At 28.7% G+C, this 24322-nt stretch carries 22 protein-coding genes and 1 riboswitch; all 22 genes read left to right on the forward strand.

The annotated features are described in order from the left end of the window. The first annotated feature begins 61 nt into the window (after positions 1–61). Positions 62–2464, forward strand: a complete 2403-nt coding sequence (locus K5V21_RS08485; protein ID WP_221860834.1) for an SH3 domain-containing protein — start codon at positions 62–64, stop codon at positions 2462–2464. A gap of 359 nt (positions 2465–2823) precedes the next feature. Then, the gene (locus K5V21_RS08490) at positions 2824–3627 is read left to right on the forward strand and encodes a sigma-E processing peptidase SpoIIGA (RefSeq protein WP_221860835.1); all 804 of its coding nucleotides are present in this window, start codon (positions 2824–2826) and stop codon (positions 3625–3627) included. A 10-nt stretch (positions 3628–3637) separates the two neighbouring features. After that, positions 3638–4345: an RNA polymerase sporulation sigma factor SigE gene (gene sigE, locus K5V21_RS08495; protein WP_221860837.1), complete on the forward strand. Its 708-nt coding sequence runs from the start codon at positions 3638–3640 to the stop codon at positions 4343–4345. A gap of 80 nt (positions 4346–4425) precedes the next feature. Further along, positions 4426–5199 (forward strand): RNA polymerase sporulation sigma factor SigG, encoded by a 774-nt coding sequence (gene sigG, locus K5V21_RS08500; protein WP_221860845.1) that lies wholly within the window; start codon positions 4426–4428, stop codon positions 5197–5199. 92 nt (positions 5200–5291) lie between these two features. After that, positions 5292–5570, forward strand: a complete 279-nt coding sequence (locus K5V21_RS08505) for a YlmC/YmxH family sporulation protein (RefSeq protein WP_204595677.1) — start codon at positions 5292–5294, stop codon at positions 5568–5570. Between the two features lie 81 nt (positions 5571–5651). Further along, positions 5652–6101 (forward strand): transcriptional regulator NrdR, encoded by a 450-nt coding sequence (gene nrdR, locus K5V21_RS08510; RefSeq protein WP_204595678.1) that lies wholly within the window; start codon positions 5652–5654, stop codon positions 6099–6101. A 507-nt stretch (positions 6102–6608) separates the two neighbouring features. Beyond that, the gene (locus tag K5V21_RS08515; protein ID WP_221860847.1) at positions 6609–7166 is read left to right on the forward strand and encodes a DUF4352 domain-containing protein; all 558 of its coding nucleotides are present in this window, start codon (positions 6609–6611) and stop codon (positions 7164–7166) included. Positions 7167–7683: 517 nt separating this feature from the next. Further along, entirely contained in the window at positions 7684–8418 is a 735-nt protein-coding gene (pgeF, locus tag K5V21_RS08520) for a peptidoglycan editing factor PgeF (RefSeq protein ID WP_221860849.1), read from the forward strand. Positions 8419–8433: 15 nt separating this feature from the next. Beyond that, positions 8434–9141, forward strand: coding sequence for a response regulator transcription factor (locus tag K5V21_RS08525; protein ID WP_204595217.1), 708 nt, complete (start codon positions 8434–8436; stop codon positions 9139–9141). Further along, a complete protein-coding gene (locus K5V21_RS08530) occupies positions 9138–10829 on the forward strand; it encodes a HAMP domain-containing sensor histidine kinase (RefSeq protein ID WP_221860851.1) in 1692 nt (563 codons plus the stop codon). Before K5V21_RS08525 ends, K5V21_RS08530 begins: the two co-directional genes overlap by 4 nt. 204 nt (positions 10830–11033) lie before the next feature. Continuing rightward, a complete protein-coding gene (locus tag K5V21_RS08535; RefSeq protein ID WP_221860853.1) occupies positions 11034–11912 on the forward strand; it encodes a phosphate ABC transporter substrate-binding protein in 879 nt (292 codons plus the stop codon). Between the two features lie 31 nt (positions 11913–11943). Continuing rightward, positions 11944–12834 carry a phosphate ABC transporter permease subunit PstC gene (gene pstC / locus K5V21_RS08540; protein ID WP_221860855.1) on the forward strand — a complete coding sequence of 297 codons (891 nt, stop codon included), beginning with the start codon at positions 11944–11946 and terminating at the stop codon, positions 12832–12834. Positions 12835–12836: 2 nt separating this feature from the next. Next, positions 12837–13721 (forward strand): phosphate ABC transporter permease PstA, encoded by an 885-nt coding sequence (gene pstA / locus K5V21_RS08545; RefSeq protein ID WP_221860856.1) that lies wholly within the window; start codon positions 12837–12839, stop codon positions 13719–13721. Positions 13722–13730: 9 nt separating this feature from the next. After that, positions 13731–14480, forward strand: coding sequence for a phosphate ABC transporter ATP-binding protein PstB (pstB, locus tag K5V21_RS08550; RefSeq protein ID WP_221860858.1), 750 nt, complete (start codon positions 13731–13733; stop codon positions 14478–14480). A 21-nt stretch (positions 14481–14501) separates the two neighbouring features. After that, positions 14502–15158: a phosphate signaling complex protein PhoU gene (gene phoU / locus K5V21_RS08555; protein WP_221860861.1), complete on the forward strand. Its 657-nt coding sequence runs from the start codon at positions 14502–14504 to the stop codon at positions 15156–15158. Between the two features lie 168 nt (positions 15159–15326). Continuing rightward, positions 15327–16658 carry a DUF512 domain-containing protein gene (locus K5V21_RS08560; protein WP_221860863.1) on the forward strand — a complete coding sequence of 444 codons (1332 nt, stop codon included), beginning with the start codon at positions 15327–15329 and terminating at the stop codon, positions 16656–16658. 2 nt (positions 16659–16660) lie between these two features. Then, positions 16661–17977, forward strand: coding sequence for a ribosome biogenesis GTPase Der (gene der, locus K5V21_RS08565; RefSeq protein ID WP_221860865.1), 1317 nt, complete (start codon positions 16661–16663; stop codon positions 17975–17977). A 2-nt stretch (positions 17978–17979) separates the two neighbouring features. After that, a complete protein-coding gene (locus tag K5V21_RS08570) occupies positions 17980–18972 on the forward strand; it encodes an NAD(P)H-dependent glycerol-3-phosphate dehydrogenase (RefSeq protein WP_204595226.1) in 993 nt (330 codons plus the stop codon). A gap of 425 nt (positions 18973–19397) precedes the next feature. Next, positions 19398–20876, forward strand: a complete 1479-nt coding sequence (gene spoIVA, locus K5V21_RS08575; protein WP_221860867.1) for a stage IV sporulation protein A — start codon at positions 19398–19400, stop codon at positions 20874–20876. Positions 20877–21024: 148 nt separating this feature from the next. Continuing rightward, a complete protein-coding gene (locus K5V21_RS08580) occupies positions 21025–21420 on the forward strand; it encodes a PBECR3 domain-containing polyvalent protein (protein ID WP_221860869.1) in 396 nt (131 codons plus the stop codon). 218 nt (positions 21421–21638) lie between these two features. Further along, on the forward strand, positions 21639–22631 hold the full coding sequence (locus tag K5V21_RS08585) for an asparaginase (protein ID WP_204595229.1): 993 nt from the start codon (positions 21639–21641) through the stop codon (positions 22629–22631). Positions 22632–22725: 94 nt separating this feature from the next. Next, positions 22726–22823, forward strand: a riboswitch (purine riboswitch). 79 nt (positions 22824–22902) lie between these two features. Further along, the gene (locus K5V21_RS08590; protein ID WP_221860872.1) at positions 22903–24267 is read left to right on the forward strand and encodes an NCS2 family permease; all 1365 of its coding nucleotides are present in this window, start codon (positions 22903–22905) and stop codon (positions 24265–24267) included. The last annotated feature ends 55 nt before the right edge of the window (positions 24268–24322 follow it).

Here is a 24322-nt window from a genome sequence, read left to right on the forward strand (position 1 = left end):
GGTAAAATTAAAAAGAATATTAGTAAACGAGAAAAATAATGTTATAAATGGGGAGATTAGTATGAAAAGGAAACAAATAACAACCATGATGTTGGTTGTAGCAGCAACTACAGGTTCATTTATATTTAATAACACCAAAGCATTTGCAGATACTCATAAAAATAATGTTAGTACTTTTGGCCTTGAAAGAGCTTCAAACAAAGGAAAAGTGGTAAATGTTGAAACTAATCTAAGAATAAGAAAAGACCCAAGTACTAGTAGTAGCGTTATAGGATATCTTAGAGATGGACAAACTTTTGAGATACTAGGAAAAGAAGGATCTTGGTATAAGATAAAAAATGAAAATAAGATAGGTTTTATTCATAAAGATTATGTAAAAGAGATAGATAGTAATAATAATGCAATAAGTACCAGCTTAAAAGGAGAAGTAATTAATATCACATCTACTTTAAGGTTTAGAGGTTCAGCTTCAACTAGTGGACAAGTTATAGGATATTTAAAAAATGGAGATAAATTTGATATCTTAGGAAAAGAGGGTTCATGGTACAAGGTTAAAGTTAGTGGAAAAGTTGGTTACGTACACGGTGACTATGTAAAAGTAATAAATCAGGGTAGCAGTAATAATACTAGTAATAATAATAATAATAACAATAAACCAGTAGAAACAATGAAGCAGGGAACTGTAATAAACATAACTTCTAGCTTAAGAGTAAGAAAAAGTGCATCAACAAATTCAGAAACTCTTGGGTACTTAAAAAATGGAAGTAAGCTTGAAATAGCATCAAAGTCGGGAGTATGGTATAAAATAAAATACGGAAATGGCTATGGTTATGTACATGAAGATTATGTAAAAATAACAGGTGAAAGCGGAAATAATAATAATAGTAATAACAACAATAATAATAACAATAAACCAGTAGAAACAATGAAGCAGGGAACTGTAATAAACATAACTTCTAGCTTAAGAGTAAGAAAAAGTGCATCAACAAATTCAGAAACTCTTGGGTACTTAAAAAATGGAAGCAAGCTTGAAATAGCATCAAAGTCGGGAGTATGGTATAAAATAAAATACGGAAATGGCTATGGTTATGTACATGAAGATTATGTAAAAGTAACAGGTGAAAGCGGAAATAATAATAGTAATAATAATAGTAATAACAATAATAATAATAATAAACCTTCAGATAAGATTGAAGGAACAGGTAAGGTTATAAACATCACAAGTAACTTAAGAGTAAGAAAAGGTCCAGGAACAAATCACGAAGTTTCTGGTTATTTATTAAATGGAGATACTTTTGATGTTTTAGGAAAAGAAGGAACATGGTATAAGATTAAAAAGGGAAGTTTAAGTGGTTATATAAGTCAAGACTATGTAAAATTCTATCCAAATGGAGAGAATTCAAATAACAAACCTGAGAAACCAGAAGTAATAAAAAAATTTGGTAAAGTACAAGTAAGTAGTGAACTTAGAATAAGAGAAAAAGCAAATACAAATTCTAAAATATTAGGAAATCTAAGAAATGGTGATGTTATTGAGATTTTAGGAGAAGAAAATAGTTTCTATAAAATAAAAAGTGGTAGTATAGTTGGATATTCAGCAAAGGAATTTATAAAAGAGATATCTCAATCAGAAGCTGAAGATAATAATAACAATAATAGTAATAACAATGATAGTAATAAACCTGAAAATGGAACCTCTATGACAACTAATTACCATATGTCTATGGATTCATATATAAAATTACAGCAATCAAGGGTTCCAGCCTATGATTATAATTATTATGAAAAATATATAAATCCAAATAAAGCAAGCAATCAATCACAATTCTTAAGAATAGATGAGTTTAGAAATATTAGTGTAAGTGGATTAAATAATTACTTTAATAGCAAAGATGCTGGTGTTTTAAAAGGACATGCGCAAGGATTTGTTAATGCAGCAAAGAAATTTGATATTGATCCAATATATTTTGCTGCTCAATCAATACATGAAACAGGCTATGGAAAAAGTAAGTTAGCTAAAGGTGTTACTATTACAGAAATAGCTAACCCTGATAAAGGAAAATATAATAGCAAGGGTGAATTAATTGGATATGAAATGATTAAGCTTTCAAAACCTGTAACTGTATATAATTTATTTGGTATAGGAGCATATGATAATTCGAAAGTATTCCCAAATAGAGCACTAATTCTTGGAACAACATATGCATATAATCATGGATGGACAACAGTTGACAAAGCTATTGAAGGAGCAGCTAGCTTTGTATCAAATAATTATGTAAATAGTTCAAAGTATAAGCAAAATACATTATATAAAATGAGATTTATACCTAATACAGATTTAATATGGCATCAATATGCAACAACTCCATGGTATGCGGAAAGTATAGGAGCTCAAATGGAGGAAATGAAAAATTTATATACAGGAAATAATGACTTTGTTTATGATAAACCTAAATTTAATTAATATATAATTAAAAAAATTACCTAATTTATATTAATTAAAGAAGAAACTAGAGCTTAATAACAAATGCAATATATTTAAATAATCAGAAATATATTTTTAAATTACTATATTAAAGGAAAATAATTTAGAATAACTATAAGAGACTTATATAAAAATATAAGTCTCTATTTTTTTGTTAAAAGTATAAAAAAATAGATGAATTATATATGTAAATATCAATAAAAAGTAATAAAAAAATTAAAAGAAGTTTTAGTGTAATTATATGTAAAAAAAATTAGTTAAAAACTACTGTTCTTAACAATTAATATGACAAAATTTTAAAAGATATAGTTATATAATTTTATTAGGAGGTTGATCAAGTGGATATATATGTAGATATATTATTAATTGAAAATTTTTTGGTCAATTTATTTTTGCTAACAATATCCTATAGAGTACTTAGAGAAATGTATTCATTTAAAAAATGTATATTTGCAGCAGCCTTAGGAGCTTTGTACACCTTAACAATGGTTTTTAATGAGTTAAATTGGCTATCTAATAACCTTTTTCAAGTTATTGTTGCATTAAGCTTAGCTTATATTCCATTAATAAATAAAAAGATAGGAAATGCTCTAAAATGTGGAGCAACATTTATAGCATCAGCATGTGTTTTAAGTGGGATTTGTTTTAAAATAGCTGTTATAACTAATGAATATTCAATAAAGAATGGTATTATGATAAATGATTTTAAGGTGAAGTATTTAATTATCTGTGTAGCTATTCTTTTTGTAGCTCTAGAGAGAATTACAAGTTATATAAGAGAAAAAAATATAATAAGAGATTTCTTCTATGATATTGAGATAACACTTAAAGATAAGGTTATTATGGTAAAGGGATTCTTAGATTCTGGAAATGAACTAAGAGAACCAATTACTAATTTGCCTTGTATATTAGTTGAAGAAGGTTATCTAAATACATTAGATATAAAAAATGAAGGCGTATTCTATATTCCCTATAGTGCTATTGGATACAATGGAAGCTTAAAGGGATTTAAAGTAAACAATATAAAACTTAAAAAAAGTGGAGAGACCTTTAGAGAAATAGATGCAATATTGTGTCCGTGCAAAGATACTTTAAGTAGGGATAATGAGTTTAATGCATTATTATCAAGAGGGGTAATATAAGGAGGGTATTATGATAAAAATTCAGATTTTATTAAATAGAATATTAGAAAAGTTAGGTTTATTTAGAAAGAAACTTCATTATGTAGGAGGAAGTGATGCTCTTCCACCACCCCTTTCTAAAGAGGAAGAAGAAGATCTTGTAAATAAATTAAATGATGGAGATGAAGAGGTTAGGAGCACTTTAATAGAAAGAAATTTGAGACTTGTTGTGTATATAGCTAGAAAATTTGAAAATACAGGAGTGTATGTAGAGGATTTAATTTCAGTTGGTACTATTGGACTTATTAAGGCTGTAAATACCTTTAATCCAGAAAAAAAGATAAAGCTTGCAACATATGCATCTAGATGCATTGAAAACGAAATACTTATGCATCTAAGAAGAAATAATAAAATTAAGGCTGAAATATCATTTTATGAACCTTTAAATATTGATTGGGATGGAAATGAACTTCTTTTATCAGATATTTTAGGTACAGAAAATGATATAATCTATAATTTAATTGAAGATGAAGTAGATAAGCAATTATTATTTATTGCACTAAAAAATTTAAACGAAAGAGAAAAGGAAATTGTAAAACTAAGATTTGGTCTAAATGGGACAAATGAAAAGACTCAGAAAGAGGTTGCAGATCTTTTAGGCATATCTCAATCTTATATTTCAAGATTAGAAAAAAAGATAATAAATAGATTAAAAAAAGAAATTAGCAAAATGGTTTAGGTTGTCTGTAGTATAAAACTATTATCTTGCGGAAATACTTTTTAGTGTGATGATATTACTTCCAAAAGGAGTTGATGATATTGATCATTAATAAAGTTGAAATATGTGGAGTAAATACTGCGAAACTTCCTATACTTAAAGAAAAAGAAAAAAGAGAACTTTTATTAAAGATGCAATCAGGAGATAATAGTGCAAGAGAAGCATTTATAAAAGGAAATTTAAGATTAGTGTTAAGTGTAATTCAAAGATTTAATAATAGAGGAGAAAATGTTGATGATTTATTTCAAGTTGGATGCATAGGACTTATGAAGGCTATTGATAATTTTGATCTTTCTCAAAATGTTAAGTTTTCAACTTATGCAGTTCCAATGATAATTGGAGAAATCAGAAGATATTTAAGAGATAATAATTCAATAAGGGTTAGTAGATCATTGAGAGATATAGCATATAAAGCATTACTAGTAAGAGATAAATTGGTTAAAGACAATAATAAGGAACCAAATATCTCACAAATAGCAAAAGAATTAGAGATACCTAGAGAAGATGTTGTATTTGCATTAGATGCTATACAAGATCCTGTATCTTTATTTGAACCAATATATCACGATGGCGGAGATGCTATATATGTTATGGATCAAATTAGTGATTCTAAAAATACTGATGAAAATTGGTTAGAAAATATCTCAATAAATGAAGCTATGAAGAGATTAACAGATAGAGAAAAGTTAATATTGGATCTTAGGTTTTTTAGAGGAAGAACGCAGATGGAAGTTGCAGATGAGATAGGTATATCTCAGGCACAAGTTTCAAGACTAGAGAAAACAGCACTAAAACATATGAGGAAGTATATTTAGAAAAAGAACTCTTAAAGAGTTCTTTTTCTTTAGATAAATAATAAATAACTATACTTTTGAATATAAATGTAAAATGTAAAGGGGGAGTTTAAATGGAAGAAAATTTACATTCAATTAATGCAATGAGAAATATGGAGATAATAGATGTAAACACTGGAAGAAAGCTTGGATATATAGTAGACATAAAATTAGATTGTGAAGAAGATAAAGTACAATCATTAATTATACCAGGAGAGAATAAAGGATGGTTTGGAAAAGGCGAGGAGATAGAGATTCCTTGGGAGAATATAGAGAAAATAGGTATTGATGTTATACTAGTATCAGCTGAAAATTTAAATATTGTTTCAAGAGATGATAATAATTACAGATAATATCTAGCCAGGAAAGGAAAAAATATGTATAATAACGATATAGAGTAAGTAATTAAATGTACAGAAAGGTGGGAGCTATCTATGAAATGCCCTTTTTGTTCTTTTCAAGAAAGTAAGGTAGTTGATTCAAGATCAACAGATGATAATACCACAATTAGAAGAAGAAGAGAATGTTCAAATTGTAATAAAAGATATACAACATATGAAAAGGTAGAAGATATTCCAATTTTAGTTATTAAAAAAGATTTAACTAGAGAAAATTTCAATAAAGAAAAAATTGTGAATGGACTAATTATAGCATGTCAAAAGAGACCTATTTCTAGAAAGCAAATAGAAGAAATTGCAGAGGATATTGAAAAGACAATATCAAATAAGATGATGACAGAAGTCCAATCAAACTACATAGGCGAAATGGTTATGGAGAGACTTAAAGAAATTGATGAGGTTTCATATGTAAGGTTTGCTTCTGTTTATAGGCAATTCAAAGATATTAATACCTTTATGGAAGAAATAAATAGATTAATGAGATAAGTGTAAAGCATTTTAATTCTAAATTTAGGATTAAAGTGCTTTTTTATATTAAATATTATTTAAAGTTTTTAAATTTAAGAATATATCCTTAAATAAAATACTTTCACTAATAAAATAATTAAACTACTTTATTAGTAAGAGCTTTTTTATAAAAATTTTAGATTATTTACTATTTAAAGTTCTAAATGTAATTTCAAAATTCTAATTTAATAAGAAAACCTATATTAGATGATTCATAACGATAATTTATATAAATATTCTAATAAATTTATATATTATAAATATATAATAATTTAAACGTTTAATTTATATAATAAGAACAAATTTTCAATGAAAATAAATAGATTAATAATTAGTTAATAATAAGAATAATATATTAATAAAAAATGTACTTTTAGTAAATTGACGATAAAATACCTCTATGATATTCTAATTATGGCATTATTACCAATTTATATAGATATTAAAGGGTAAAATGTATTTTAATATTTTTAGGGGGATTTATTAATGGGAAAAGAAAAAAAAGCTATTTTTAAAAAATGGTGGTTCTGGATTATAATTGTAGTAGTTGTTGGAGGTGCCATAGGAGCAGGATCAAATACAGCTGAAAATGGAGATACTCCGGTAGCTAATCAAGGACAAAAAGAAGATGCTAATAAAAAAGAAGAGGCCAATAAAACGGAAACCTTCAAAATAGGGGATACTATAGAAGTTAAAGATTTTAAAATAAAAGTTAATAAAATTAGCGTAGATAATGGTGGGAAAATTATTAAACCAGAAGATGGAAATGAATTTGTAAAAGTTGATGTTACAGTTGAAAATATATCAAGCGAAGAAAAAACAGTTTCATCAATTTTAATGTTCAAAGTTGTTGATAAAGATGGAAGAGAATGCAAGCAAGCGATTACAGAAAATCAAAATGGACAATTAGATGGTAAAGTTGCACCTGGAAGAAAAATAACTGGAGAATATGCTGTTCAAGCTCCTAAAGGAGAAAAAGGTCTTGAATTACAATTTGATAGTTCATTACTTTCTAGCGGACAAATAATAGTTAAATTAAATTAGTAAAATAAAAAGACTAGATTATGTTTCTAGTCTTTTATTATATTACAATAAAATAGGTATAAAGATTAAAAAAGAGATTAGATTTCTAGTTACTATAATCAATATTTTAATTATAAGTACTAATATAACAAACAGAAAATATACAAATAGAATCTAATAAAAGTGATAAGAAAAAATATACTAATAAGATAAGTGTAAGGCATTTTAATTCTAAAGTTAGGATTAAAGTGTTTTTTTATATTAAATATTATTTAAAGATTTTTAGAAGTAAGAATATAATCTTAAATAATATACTCGTAAATGATTATAAAATAATAAAATAAATCATTTTAACGAAGTAATTTAAAAATTAAAGTAAGATAAAAGATATTGAAGAATTATTAGAATGATATAGATAATAAGCAATTGAAAATTTAAAATATTTTTTAAGTTAAAGTTAAGTAAAAATAATATGAGTTTAATAGATAATAGATGTAGTAAATGTTAAAATAATATTAAAAGATATGGAGGTACTATTATGAATAGAATGCATAAAGAGAATTTTAAAATAAAAAAAGATTTTTTATTATTAGAAAATAATAAATCAAGTGTTATATTTTCAACAGCTGAAGATGAGAGAAGTTTTAATAGAAATACAGATGAGGGAATAGATGCAATAAATAGTATAAAAGAAGATTTTAATGTAGATAAGGTGATTTATCTAAATCAAATACATTCAGACATAGTATTAAACTATAACGATGAAATAGATTTTATCGAGAATGAAGGGGACGGAATAATAACAAATAAGAGAAATATTGCAATTGGAGTATTTACTGCTGACTGTGTACCAGTAATTATTGTAAATGAAGTAGATGGAGTAATAGGCGCTGTTCATAGTGGTTGGAAAGGAACTTTTAATTCAATTACAAAAAAAGCTCTACAAAGAATGGTTGATCTATATTCTGTTAATCATAAAAATACAAAAATTTATATAGGGGCTCATATAAGAAAATGTTGTTATGAAGTATCAGAAGAGCTTAAAGAAAAATTTATAAAAGAAAAAAATATCAAAGAAGATATTTTATTTGATGGCAGAAATTTAAGTTTAAAAGAGTGCATTATAAAAGATGTAATAGATAGTGGTATATTAGAAGAAAATATATATGATTTTGATTCATGCACTTATTGTGAAGATAAAGTAAAATTACATTCATATAGAAAATCAAATGGATCATATGGAAGATTATTTTCATTTGTTCTATTAAAATAGAGGGGGATTAATGTTTTGGCACAAGAAAAAATATTAATAGTTGATGATGAAGAACACATATTAGAATTATTAAAGTTTAATATTAAAAATGCTGGATATGAAGTTATTACTGCAAACAATGGATTAGACGGAGTTAAACTTGCAAAAGAGGAAAAGCCAGATTTAGTATTATTAGATCTTATGTTACCAGGGATGGATGGTTATGATGTATGTAAAGAAATAAAGAAAAATAAAGAAACAAATAATACAGCTATAATAATGCTAACTGCAAAAGGTGAGGAGTTAGATAAGATATTAGGGCTTGAACTTGGAGCAGATGATTATATGACAAAGCCGTTTTCTATAAGAGAATTGCTTGCAAGAGTCAAAGCAGTTTTAAGAAGGAGTATACATACTAATTCAAATCAAGAAGAAGATTATTATGAAAATGGAAGACTTAAAATTGATTTTGAAAGACATGAAGTATTAATAAATAAAGAAAGAATAGACATGACTCTTAAGGAATTTGAACTTCTTGAAATACTTATCAAAAATAGAGGGAAAATTTTAAAAAGAGAGGTACTTTTAGATAAGATATGGGGATACGAATATATTGGAGAAACAAGAACCGTTGATGTTCATATACGATATTTGAGAAAGAAAGTAGAAGAAGATGATAAAAATCCTAAACTTATCGAAACAATAAGAGGGGTAGGATATAGGTTTAACGGGCAAGGGTTATGAAGAAAAAAATAGTAACATCAGTAATAATAACGGTTATATTCGCTTTAGTAATATTAACATCATCTTTTATGGCATTATCTAGTATACAAGAAATTCAAAATACTAGAGATATACTTAAAAATTACAACAATATTGCTGCTAAATGGATAGATAATGGAAGATTAGAGAAGGCTGAATTAAATAATTTTAAAATAAATGGAACCGATATAAGATTTACTATAATAAATAAAGATGGAAAAGTAACATTTGACTCAATAAGCGATATTAGTAATAATTATTTAGGTAGAGAAGAAATAGAAAAAGCAAAAATGAGCTCAAGTGGAGTAGGGTATTCAGAGAGGTATAGTGAAACATTAGGATTAAACATGATATATTGTGCGACAAAACTTAGTGATGGAACTATAATAAGAAGTAGTGTACCTGAATCTACAGTGAAAATATTTTACGCAGAAAATATGAAATATTATATTATAGTAGTATTTATAGTTTTAATTCTTTCAGTTGCATTAGCACTTAAGCTTGTAAGAATAATTGTTGATCCTGTTAAACATCTAGAAAGTGTTACTTCAAAAATTGCAAATGGAAATCTTCAAACTAGAGTTAATATGGGTTCAAATGATGAACTAGGGCATTTAGGAAAAACATTTAATAATATGGCAGATCAACTCCAAAGTAAAATGAATGAAATAGTAGATAAACAAAATAGATTAGAGTCTATTTTAAATTGTATGCAAAGTGGGGTTATAGCTGTAGATAATAATAATGATATAATTACAATTAATCCTTATGCACAAAGAATATTTGGAATAAATATAAATGCCACAGGAAAATCTTTAAATGATTGTATTGAAGATAAGAGAATTAAAGATATATTAAAAGGTGAAGATGGCACTGAAGTTCAAGTTAAAATAAAAAAACCAGCTAGAAGATTCTTGAAAATAAAGACGGCAACTGTTATTAATGGATATAAGAGAATTGGCAGAGTTATTGCAATACAAGATATAACAGAAATGAAGAGACTTGAAAATATAAGAACACAATTTGTTGCAAATGTATCTCATGAACTTAAAACACCTCTTACATCTATTAAAGGTTTTGCAGAGACGTTAAGATATGTAGATGATGAGGAAACAAAGAATAAATTTTTAGATATAATAGATAAGGAAGCTGTAAGACTTACAAGGCTTATTAATGATATTCTGGTACTTTCAAATTTAGAAAGCAATACAATAGAAGAGATGGAAGAATTTTTACCAGATGATATTATTGATGATGTTGTTAATATTTTAAGTGAGCAAGCAAGTAGAAAAGATATTAAAGTAACATTTTATAGAGATAATATAAATTATATTTTAGGGCAGAGAGATAAATTTTTACAAATGGCCCTTAATATTATTGAAAATGCAATAAAGTATTCAGAAGAAGGAGCGAAAGTTGATATAAAGAGTTTCTCTAGAAATGGATACTATAACTTTATTGTAAGAGATACAGGGATTGGAATACCAGAAGATGATCTTCCAAGGATATTTGAAAGGTTTTATAGAGTAGATAAGGCAAGAAAAAGTGGTGGAACAGGGCTTGGACTTGCGATAGTAAAACATATAGTCAAAAGTTTTGGAGGTACCATAGAAGTTAAATCTGTGCTTAATGAAGGTACAGAATTTATATTTAAAATAAAACATGTTTAGTTAAAAAGGTAAAAATCTATAATTTTAGATTTTTACCTTTTTTCTCGTTATTAATACATTTGTTAAATTCATTTAACAAAATCCTAATGTAGTTTAACTTTTGTATAATAACAGCTTAACTTTCAAAAGATATTATAAAGACATAGCAATTAAGCATAATAAATCAGAAAAGGAATTATCAAATATTTTGTGGAGGTTATAGATATGAGAAAGAAAAATTTGAAAATGGTGGTAACAGCATTAGCGATAACTATGGTAGGAGGAATATTTGTAGGATGTGGTTCAGGTACAAATAATGCAGCAAATGATGGGCAAACAATAACAATAAGCGGGTCATCAGCACTTCTTCCACTTATGGAACAGTCAATAGAAAAATTCAATGAAATTAAACCAGGAAATACAATTAACGCGCAGGCAGGTGGATCAGGAACTGGACTTACTCAAGTTTTAGAAGGATCAGTAAACATAGGTAATTCAGATGTACTTGCAGAAAGCAAATTAACAAAAGAGCAAGCAAGTGAATTAGTAGATCATAAAGTAGTAGCTCAAGGATTTGGTGTAGTAGTTAACAAAGCTGCTGGAATTACTAATTTAACAAAGAAGCAAATACAAGATATATTCTCAGGTAAGGTTAAAAATTGGAAAGAGGTTGGTGGAAAGGATATGGAGATATTAGTAATTCATAGACCAGCATCTTCAGGAACAAGAGCAACATTTACAGAAAAAGTTTTGGACGGCAAAAAGGAATTAGAAAATGATTCAATCGGAGCAGTTCAAGATAGTAATGGAGCTGTATTAAATGCTATGAAACAAAATGATGGTGCAATAAGCTATGTAGCTCTTTCATATATGAATAATGAAGAGGCTAAAAAATCGTTAGATTTAGTCAAAATAGATGGTGCAGAACCTACAGTTGATAATATAAAATCAGGAAATTATAAATTCTGGTCATGGGGACATATGTACACTAAAGGAGAGGCTAATGGACTTTCAAAAGAATTTATTGATTTTGTAGGTAGCAAAGAGAATTCAGAAAGCATAAATAATCTTGGATTAATTCCTGGTAATGAAATTAAAGAATAGATATAAAAAGCAATAGATAGGAATGAGAAATATGAAGAAAAGAAGTTTTAAAGAAAGGTTATTAAATGAATATTTAGGAAAAGGATTTTCAAGTTTTTGTGGGATTTTAATAATTTTAATAACAATATCAATAATTATATTTATAGGATCAAAAGGAATACAAACTTTCACTAAAGGTGAATATAGCGTATTAGAGTTTTTATTCACAAACAACTGGAACCCAACAGGTAGCCCTAAAACCTTTGGAGCTTTTGCCTTCATATTAGGATCAACATTAGTATCATTAGGGGCAGTGATTTTAAGTGCCCCTGTTGCTATTGCATTAGGGATATTTGTTAATGTGATTTCCAAGGGATTTGGAGAGAAGATTATTAAACCGGCTTTAGAAATATTAGTTGGTATACCATCAGTAGTATATGGTTGGGTAGGTGTATCAGTACTAGTACCTCTTATAAAGGATAACTTTGGAGGTATGGGATTCTCACTTTTAGCTGGGATACTAGTATTATCACTTATGATACTTCCAACTATAGCAACACTTTCAATAGATGCAATCAAAGGAATCCCAAGAGAACATATTGAAGCATCATATGGCCTTGGAGCAACAAGATGGCAAACAATTAAAAACGTAATAGTACCTGGTTCAAAATCTGGAATACTTACAGGTGTTGTACTTGGAATAGCGAGAGCTTTTGGAGAAGCCCTTGCAGTACAAATGGTAATTGGAAATGCAGTTAAAATACCAGATGGTTTAACATCATCAGCAGCAACATTAACAAGTATATTAACAATGGATATGGCAAACACAGTAAGTGGATCAGCATGGAATGATGCTTTATGGACACTTGCACTAATACTACTAGTAATATCATTTATATTCATACTAATAGTTAGAAATATAGAGAAAAGAGGAGTGAAATAAGAATGGACGCAAAAAAAATAGATAAAATTGCAACGGGAGTATTCTACTTAGTAGCATTTATGGTAGTAGCTATACTTGGGGCATTCATTGCGTATATTTTATATAAAGGTATTGGCATGATAACTCCTTCATTTATATTTGGAAAACCTAGTATGACAAGTGCAGGTGGTGGAATTGGACCACAAATATTTAATTCACTTTACATGTTAGTTATTTCATTAATAATAACAGTACCTATAGGAATAGGAGCAGGGATATATTTAGCAGAGTATGCTAAAGAAGGTGTAGTATTAAATATTATAAGATTATCACTTGAAACAATGTCATCATTACCTTCAATAGTAATAGGTATGTTTGGTCTTTTAGTATTTGTAAATTTAGCTGGATGGGGATACTCAATAATAGCAGGTGCATTATCAGTTAGTATATTAAATATTCCATCAATGACAAGAATATCAGAAAATGCTATAAGACATGCATCTAAGAAAGTTAAAGAAGCTTCATTAGGCCTTGGAGCTAGTAAATGGCAAACTATAAGAAGATTAACACTTCCAATAGCGATGAAAGATATTCTAACAGGAATAATATTAGCTTCAGGAAGAATTTTTGGAGAAGCAGCAGCATTCTTATATACAGCAGGATTAAGTTCAGGAATGCTTAACTTTAATCAAATTAGTCTTACTGGAAACACATCTGCATTCTCACTTTTTAGACCAGCAGAAACGTTAGCGGTTCATATATGGAAATTAAATTCAGAAGGTGTAGTACCAGATGCTTCAGCAATAGCAAATGGAACAGCAGCAGTGCTTATAATAATGGTTTTACTATTTAATTTATTAGCAAAAGTTATTGGAAATAGAATGTTAAAGGCATATAGTGGCAAGTAGGAGGAACGTATGAGTATAATAGAAACTAAAAATTTAAATCTTTATTATGGAACAAATAGAGCTCTTAAAGATATAAATATGAAATTTGAAAAGAATGAGGTTACAGCGCTTATAGGACCATCAGGTTGTGGTAAGTCAACCTTCTTAAGAACAATAAATAGAATGAATGATCTTATAGACTCAGTAAAAATAGAAGGAGAAGTTCTATTTGAAGGAAATAATATATTTGATGATTATGATGAGATTGCATTAAGAAAAAGAATTGGTATGGTATTCCAAAAGCCAAATCCTTTCCCAATGTCTATATATGATAATGTAGCTTACGGTCCAAGAATACATGGAATTAAAGATAAGAAAACATTAGACGAAATAGTAGAAAAAAGCTTAAAAGGTGCAGCACTATGGGAAGAAACAAAAGACAGGCTTAAAAAGAGTGCTATGGGATTATCAGGAGGTCAACAACAAAGACTATGTATAGCAAGAACTCTTGCCATATCACCTGAAATAATTCTTATGGATGAACCAACATCAGCACTTGACCCTATTTCTACTAATAAAGTAGAGGACTTAATTGAAGAACTTAAAAAAGAGTATACTGTTATTATAGTTACTCATAATATGCAGCAAGCTGGAAGAATAGCAGATAAAACAGCATTCTTTTTAAATGGTGAGGTTATAGAGTATGGTAAAACAGAAGATATATTCTATAGACCAGAGGATAAGAGAACAGAGGATTATATTACAGGAAGATTTGGTTAATAATAATTAAGAGGTGGTTATATGATAAGGGAGTCACAAAAATTAAGAATAAATACTATAAACAACAACTTAAGTAAAATGACTGATTTAGTAAAAGATCAATTAAATCAAAGTATGCTAGCATTAAAAGAAAGAGATAGCAAATTAGCAGATGAAATAATAAAAGATGATGATAAAGTAGATAATCTTCAAAGAGTAATTGAAGAAGAATGTATTAAGTTCATAGCAACAGAGCAACCTTTAGCAAAAGATTTAAGAAGAGTATTTACAGCATCAAAAATAGTAACTGATTTAGAAAGAATGGCAGACCATGCAGTTGACATATGTAAAATAGCAAGAAAAGCAGATTCTAAAACTTATATAAGTGAAGCAAAAAAACTTTGGGTTATGGAAGAGAAAATACAAAATATGATTAATCTAGCATTAAAGGCTTATCTAGATAGAGATGCTGATAAAGCTTATGATATATGTAAATTAGATGATGAGATAGATGATTTATATAAAGAGGTCTTTAAAGATACATTAGTTTATATAAAAGATGATGAAAGTCAAGTTGAAGTTGGGACTAATTTATTGTTTGTAAGTAAGTATTTAGAGAGAATTGGAGACCATGTAACTAATATTTGCGAATGGATCATATTTAGCAAAAAAGGTGAATATGTTGATTTAAATGAATAGTTTAAAACCACGCTAATAACTTTAGTGTGGTTTTTATTATGTATTTATTTTATATAATTTAAATTATATATGTAAATGTAGTGTTTTTCATGACTTTTATTGACTAACTACATATATTAATGTAATATAACAAAAGATACACTAGTTTATAAAAAGGGGAGTGAAAATATGAAGAATTTAATAAAAAGTGTGCTTCCAGATAGTATTGCAGAAGAAGTAGGTATAGAGCCTGGAGATTTTCTTCTTACAATTAATGATAAGGAAATAGAAGATATTATTGATTATAGATTTTTAGCTGTAGATGAAGAGATAACAATTCAGGTAGAAAAAGCTAGTGGTGAGATATGGGATATTGAAATAGAAAAAGATTACGGTGAAGAGCTTGGACTAGATTTCGAAGGTGGAATAATGGATAAAGCAAAGAGCTGTAGTAATAAATGCGTATTTTGTTTTATAGATCAATTGCCAAAGGGTATGAGAGATACTCTTTATTTTAAAGATGATGATTCAAGGCTATCATTTTTACAAGGTAATTTTGTTACATTAACAAATATGAAAGAAAAAGATATAGATAGAATAATAAATTACAAAATAAGTCCTATTAATATATCAGTACATACCACAAATCCAGAACTTAGAGTTAAGATGCTTAATAATAGATTTGCAGGTGAAATCTATGAAAGAATGAAAAGACTTAAAGATGCAGGAATTCAAATGCATGCTCAAATAGTATGTGTGCCTGGAATTAATGATGGGGAAGAGCTTAAGAGAACAATAAATGATTTATATACTCTTTATCCTCAAGTTAATAATGTAGCTGTAGTACCAATTGGTATCACTAAGTTTAGAAAAGGATTAACACATGTAAATACATTTACAAAGGAAAGTTCAAAAGAAGCAATAGAAATGGTAGGTAAACTTCAAAATAAATTTATGAAAGAAGTTAATGAACCATTTGTAAGATTATCAGATGAATTTTATGTTGTAGCAGAAGAAGATGTTCCAGGTGAAGACTTCTATAATGGCTTTGAACAATTAGAGGATGGTGTAGGAACTATTCGTTATTATAGAGAAGCTATAAAGAGAGATTTAGAATTTTTAGATCTAAATAAAAAAGGAAGTTATACTGTAGTAACTGGTACATTAGCTTATAATGAAATAAAAGATGCTATGGATAGTATAGTTGCAAAAAATCCAAAAGTTAAAATAGATGTAAAAAAGATTGTAAATAATTATTTTGGAGAGACTATTACAGTAGCAGGTCTTTTAACAGGAACAGATATCATAGAGCAAATAAAAGATAGTATAGATACAAAATATCTTATAATGCCAGATAATATGTTCAGAAGAGGATATGAATTAGCTCCAGAGGAACTTGTTATGCTAGATGACGTAACAATTGATATGTTAGAAGATGCACTAGGTGTCAAGGTTATCGTGTGCGATTACTCAGGAGATGGGTTTATAGATATAATAAATAATTACAATGAGGAGGAATAGTAATGGGAAAACCGATTGTTGCAATGGTAGGAAGACCAAACGTTGGTAAATCTACATTATTTAATAGATTAGCAGGAAAGAGAATTTCTATAGTTGAAGATACACCAGGAGTTACAAGAGACAGAGTGTATGCTGAAGCTGAATGGCTTAATCATAATTTTACAATGATAGATACAGGAGGTATAGAACCTGAAAGAGACGATATCATAGTAAAACAAATGAGAAGACAAGCGAATATAGCAATAGAAACAGCAGATGTAATAGTATTTATTGTTGATGGTAAAGAAGGTTTAACACCAGCTGACCAAGAAGTTGCGTCAATGCTTAGAAAAAGCAAAAAGCCAGTTGTTCTAGTAGTTAATAAGGTAGATACACTAAAAGAAGAAGATAATGCATGGGAGTTCTATAATTTAGGTATAGGAGATCCAATTACAATATCAGGAGCTCAAGGATTAGGGCTTGGAGATATGCTAGATAGAGTAGTTGAACATTTTGATAACTCATATTTAGACGAGGAAGAAGACGAATTTATAAGAATAGCTATGATTGGTAAGCCAAATGTAGGTAAATCATCACTTATAAATAAGCTTTTAGGTGAAGATAGAGTTATAGTTTCAAATGTTCCAGGAACAACAAGAGATGCAATTGACTCATACCTAGAAACTGATGAAGGTAAGTTTATACTTATAGATACTGCTGGAATTAGAAGAAAAAGTAAAGTAAAAGAAGAAATAGAAAGATATAGTGTTATAAGAACTTACACAGCTATTGAAAGAGCAGATGTTTGCATATTAATGGTAGATGCACAAGAAGGTATAACAGAACAAGACGAAAAGATAATAGGATATGCTCATGAAATGAGAAAAGCTATTATGGTAGTAGTTAATAAATGGGATCTTATAGAAAAAGATGATAAGACACTTGATAAATATAAAAAGGAACTTCAAGGAAAACTTAAATTCTTAAGTTATGCTCCATATGTATTTATTTCAGCACTTACAGGACAAAGAACACATAAAATTCTTAGTACTGCAAGAATGTGTTACGATAACTATTCAAAGAGAATTTCAACAGGTGTTTTAAATGATGTAATAAATAGAGCAGTTCTTATGAAAGAACCACCAATTGTTGGATTAAAGAGAATGAAAATTTATTATGCAACACAAGTTGCTGCAAGACCACCTAAATTTATTTTCTTTGTTAATGACTCAAATGCAACACATTTCTCATATCAAAGATACTTAGAGAACCAATTAAGACAAAGTTTTGATTTTGAAGGAACAGGTATACAAATAGAGTATAGAGAAAGGAAAATGTAATTATGAGTAAGGTAGCATTTATTGGAGGAGGAAGCTTTGGTACAGCATTAGCTGTTCAGCTTGGTCAAAAAGGAAACGAAATAAGTATATTTGACAGAGATATTAATGTATGTAATGACATTAATAATAACAGAAGAAATGATAAATATATTAAAGACCTAATCATTCCAGAAAATATTACAGCCTATAATAATTTAGATGAGGCAATAGAAGGAGTTGACTATTTAGTTTTAGCTATTCCTTCTCATGTAATAAGAGATGTTACTAGATCTTTAAAAGGGAAAATTACAAAAGATGTAGTTATAATATCTATAGCAAAAGGTATTGAACCTACAAGCAACAAAAGACTATCAGAGGTTATAGAAGAAGAACTTCCTAATCCTGTGGTTATATTATCAGGACCAAGTCATGCTGAAGAGGTGGCAATAGAGATTCCGACTACGTTAGTTGCAACATCAAACGAAATGAAGTATGCAGAACAAGTTCAAGAATTATTTATGACACCAACACTTAGAATATACACTAACGAGGATATAGTTGGGGTAGAGATAGGTGGAGCTGTTAAAAATATTATTGCACTAGCGGCAGGTATTGGTGATGGTGTTGGATATGGTGACAATTCAAAGGCAGCATTAATGACAAGAGGAATGAAAGAAATTTCAAGAGTAGGGATGGCCTTAGGCGGAAAGGCTGAAACATTCTTTGGACTTACAGGAATGGGAGATTTAATCGTTACTTGTACATCAATGCATTCAAGAAATAGAAGAGCTGGTATTCTTATAGGAAAAGGTGCTTCTTTGGATGAAGCTTTAGATGAAGTTGGAATGATAGTTGAAGGTGTTAAAGCCTGCAGGGCTTTCCATGAACTAAATAGAGAAATTGGCGTTAGCATGCCAATTACCGATGCACTATATAGTATACTTTTTGAAGGTAAAGACCCGAGAGAAGCTGTTCAAGAACTAATGCTTAGAGAAAAGAAAAATGAAACACATTAAAAAAGCAACCAAATTTGGTTGCTTTTTTTATATTTGTTTCATATCTTATAACCTTAATGTCATATAACTATAATATAGAGTTATATGAGGAGGTTTTTAGTTCAGAAATATAAATTTAAGTTCTATATTATATTAGATCAATGTACATTGCGTAAAAGTTTTTATAAGGAATTTTATTATATTGATTTTATATTTTAGGGCAATAAGAAATATGCAGGATTAGCATTCATAAATGAAATAGCAACTCTTACGAAATTTTTTAATCTTATTATAGTCTTTCTGTTTACTTATTTTAATTTATATAAATATTTTACTGTATTACGTTAGACACTGGAAATATATTTAAAAATTCAATTATAAATTAGTATATAATTTTAATATTTAGAATATATATATATTGTTATAAATAGTTAGGAGGTATTTTCTTGGACAACTTTAAAATCTATAAAGATATATCAGAAAGAACCCAAGGAGACATATATGTAGGAGTTGTTGGTCCTGTAAGAACTGGTAAGTCAACTTTTATAAAAAAATTTATGGATCTTATGGTAATACCAAAGATAGATAATGAATTTAAGAAGGAAAGGGCAAAGGATGAATTACCACAAAGTGGATCAGGGAAAATGATACACACAACAGAGCCCAAATTTGTTCCAAATGAAGCAATTGAAATAAACATTGAAGATGAAATAAAATTTAAAGTTAGAATGGTTGATTGTGTAGGCTATATAGTAAAAGAAGCATTAGGATATATAGAGGGTGATACACCTAAAATGGTAAATACTCCGTGGTATGATTATGAAATTCCATTTGAAGATGCAGCTGAAATAGGAACTAGAAAGGTTATAACAGACCATTCAACAATTGGTTTAGTTATAACTACAGATGGAAGCATAACTGGACTTGAAAGACAAGATTATGTTGAAGCAGAAGAAAGAGTAATTTCTGAACTGCAATCAATAAATAAGCCATTTGTAGTAGTACTTAATAGCTCAAGAGTAAATTCTAAGGAAACAAAAGAAATTAAAAAGGAAATGGAAGAAAAATATAACGTTGAAGTTCAACCTATGGACATAGCAAATATGAGAGAAGAAGACATTGAAAATTTATTTAAGCATGTACTTAAAGAATTCCCAGTAAAAGAAGTTAACATTGATATGCCGGAGTGGCTTGAGAGATTAGAAGCAGAACATTGGCTTAAAAAGGATTTCTTTAACATAATAAGAGGGATGAGCAAAAACATATCAAAAATAAGAGATATAAAAATTTCTCTAGATAAATTAGATGGAGAGGAGTTTTTAGGAGAGGCTTTTATAAAAGAAATAGATCTTGGGATAGGGACAGCTAGAGTTATTATGAAACCTAAGGATGGAATATTCTATAAAGTTTTAAGTGAAATTTGTGAATTAGATGTTACTTCAGAAAATGATCTTATGGCAATAATAAAAGAATTAAATTTTGCTAAAAAAGAATATGATAAAGTTAAAGATGCTTTAAATGATGTAAATGAAACAGGTTATGGGCTAGTAGCACCACAACTTAAAGAAATGAAATTTGAAGAACCTGAAATAGTTAAACATGGATCTCAATATGGAGTTAAGCTAAAGGCAAGTGCACCATCACTTCATTTTATAAAAGCTAATATACAAACTGAAATAAGCCCTATCATGGGGTCTGAAAAAGAATCAGAGGAGTTAGTTAAGTCATTACTTGAACAGTTTGAAAATGACCCAGCAACTTTATGGCAAAGTAATATGTTAGGTAAATCACTTGAAGTTCTTGTTAAGGAAGGTCTTCAAAATAAATTATATAAAATGCCAGAAGATGTTCAGATAAAAATTCAAAAAACATTACAAAAAATAATAAATGAGGGTAATGGAGGATTAATCTGTATAATCCTATAGAAATAAAAAAAGGTTAGTATCTTGTTTAACATTATACTAGCCTTTTTAAGATTATGTTATCATATCCATCAAATTGTGAATAATATATAATAGATAATATAAAATATATATTTTTAAAGTATTACGCGAAAAGGCATGGTGAGGTATTATGATTAATAAATACAAGGCTTATAAAAAAGTTGGGGTAATAGATAAGACAATCGCAGAGAAAGTAGGGTTTGATTTTTATGGAAATGTCTATGCTTCACCAGGAGTATTAAAGCATATAAGAAAAAAGCACGGCAAGCAGCTTACTAGAAATATAAAAGATAATTTAACAATAATTATTGAAAGAATTATTGTTAATCCTGATTTTGTAGGAATGAATAAAAGGAATGCAGAATTAGGTGCATTAGAATTAGTAAAAAAAGTTGATGCATATATAATGCTAGTACTTGAAGTTGATTTAAAAGAAAAATATATTTATGTTTCAAGTATGTATCCAGTAACAAAAAGTAAGATGAGAAATAAGATATATAGTGGCACTTTGAAAGAGGCTGTATAATAAAAAAAGTATTATTTGCTTGAAAAATGTTTCATTAAGTATGTATAATAAAAATATATAAAAGTTTTTGAGGTGAGAAAAGGCTCCTCACGCGCTAATATAATTTAGTAAACAGAGATGTAGGATACGCCGCCCTACCAAAAATTATTTAAAGACTTAGAGACTTTTGGTAAATACCAAGAGTTCTTTTTATTACAAAGGAAAACAGGAGGATGACTATGAAAAAAATTGCGGTTGTTTTTAATGGTGGAACAATATCAATGAAAGTTGATGATAGAATAAAGGCTGCTGTGCCAAGCTTAAGTGGAGAAGAGATAATGGCAATGGTTACAGGGATAGAAGATTATGCTGAAGTTGTAAATTATAATTTCTCATCTCTTCCATCACCACACGTTACACCTGAACTTATGCTTAAATTATCAAAATTTGTTCAAGAGCTAGCAGATAGAGAGGATATTGCAGGAATTGTTATAACACATGGTACAGATACTTTAGAAGAGACAGCATACTTTTTAGATTTAACAGTTAAGACTAAAAAACCAATAGTTGTAACTGGTGCTATGAGAAGTTCTTCAGAACTTGGATATGATGGGCCTTTTAATTTAGCTGCATCAATTTGTACAGCTATAGCTGAAGAGTCAAGAGGGAGAGGCGTGATAGTTTGTTTTAATGGAGAATTGAATGATGCAAGAGAAGTTACTAAAGCAAATTCAATGGCATTAAATGCTTTTAGAACTCCAAACTTTGGACCTGTTGGAATAGTTGACAATAATAAAGTTATATTCTATAGAAAGGGTAAAAAAGGAGAAAAGTTATCACCAAATAATATGGACAAAGATGTTGCACTTATAAAGTGTGTTGCTGGAATGGACTCATCTTACATAGAATTTGCTTTAGAAAAAGGATTTAAGGGTATTGTAATTGAAGGAATGGGAAGAGGAAATGTTCCACCAACAATGGTTGATGGAATAAAAAAAGCAATATCAATGAATATTCCAGTAATTCTTGTATCTAGATGCTTTGAAGGAAGAGTCTTTGAAAGCTATGGATATGAAGGAGGCGGAAAACATTTAATGGACCTTGGAGTTATATTTGGTGATACAATGCCAGGTCAAAAAGCGAGAATACAGCTTTTGGCAGCTATAAATTCAGGTAAGAAATTAGATGAAATTAAAAAATTATTTGAAGAAGGATTATATGAACATAATTAGATAAATGAATGAATTTTATTCATAAATTTAAAAATATTCGTATATAACAATATATTTTAATGAAATGTATTGACAATATTCGCAATAATTAATAGAATAGTATTGTAAAAAAACTCATATAATAGTGGAATATGGGCCGCTAGTTTCTACGAGATACCGTAATATCTTACTATGGGAAGACTATTCTTAAGAAAAAATTAAAGAAGGTCATTATGAGTTATTTTATAGAAAATAGGTCATAATGACCTTCTTGGTTTTGTGGGGGGAAAAAATGAATAAAGAAAAAAGGGTTTTCGAAATATTAGAAAACAAGAATGTTGATTTTAAGAAAGAGATTGTAGCTGGGATAACAACATTCTTAACAATGGCGTACATAATAGCTGTTAATCCAAGCATACTAAGTGCAACAGGAATGGATCAAGGTGCATTAGTTACTGCAACTTGTCTAGCAGCAGCTATAGCAACAATGCTTATGGGAGTATTTGCAAATCTACCATTTGCATTAGCATCAGGTATGGGACTTAATGCTTATTTTGCTTTTTCCGTTGTAATTGGAAAAGGTATATCATGGGAGATAGCACTTACAGCAGTTTTTGTTGAAGGTATCATATTTATTCTTATGTCACTATTTAAAGTTCGTCAAGCAGTTGTAAAAGCAATACCTATGAATATGAAATATGCAGTTACAGCTGGGATTGGATTATTTATTGCTTTTATAGGTCTTACTGGAAGTAAGATAGTTGTTGATAATCCAGATACATTTTTAGCACTAGGACATTTTACTACACCAACAGTTATAATAGCATTGATTGGAGTAGTGGTTATTGCTGTATTAGATAAAAAGGGAGTTAAAGCATCTATACTTTTTGGAATATTAGTATCAACATTACTTGCATGGGGATATGCAATGTTTAATCCAGAATATGCAGCAAGTCTTGGTATATATTTACCTAATGGAATTATTAAATTTGAAAGTATAGCTCCTATAGCAGGAAAACTTGATTTTGGTTATATGTTAAATCCAAATACTATATGGACTTTTATAACAGTAGTTTGTACATTCTTATTTGTTGATTTCTTTGATACTATTGGAACATTAGTTGGAGTTACATCAAGGGCTGGAATGCTTGATAAAGATGGTAATATTCCAAATGTAGGTAAAGCCTTAATGGTTGATGCGATAGGAACAACAGCAGGAGCGTGTCTTGGTGTTTCTACAGTAACAACTTTTGTAGAGAGTTCAACAGGAGTAGCAGCAGGGGGAAGAACAGGATGGACATCAGTAACAACTGGGTTATTATTCTTAGTTGCGATGTTTTTCTCACCAATTTTTGTAGCAATCCCTGCATGTGCAACAGCACCAGCTTTAATATATGTTGGTTATTTAATGCTTGGAGCTGTTAAAAATATTGATTTTAATGAAATAACAGAAGGATTCCCTGCATTTATAACAATTGCAGCTATGCCACTTACTTATAGTATAGGAGATGGACTAACGCTAGGAGTTCTAGCTTATGTTTTCATTAACGTTTTATATAATACATTCTTTATAAAGAAGAGAGAAGAAAAGAAAAAAATATCTATAGTTATGATTGTACTTGCAATAGTATTCTTATTTAAATTATTTTTATTATAAAATAAATGAAGGACTAGCTCAAAAGGCTAGTCCTTTTTTATGGGAAAGATAAATA

Origin of the sequence: Clostridium sardiniense (assembly GCF_019753795.1) — a bacterium.
Taxonomy (GTDB): Bacteria; Bacillota; Clostridia; order Clostridiales; family Clostridiaceae; genus Clostridium; species Clostridium sardiniense.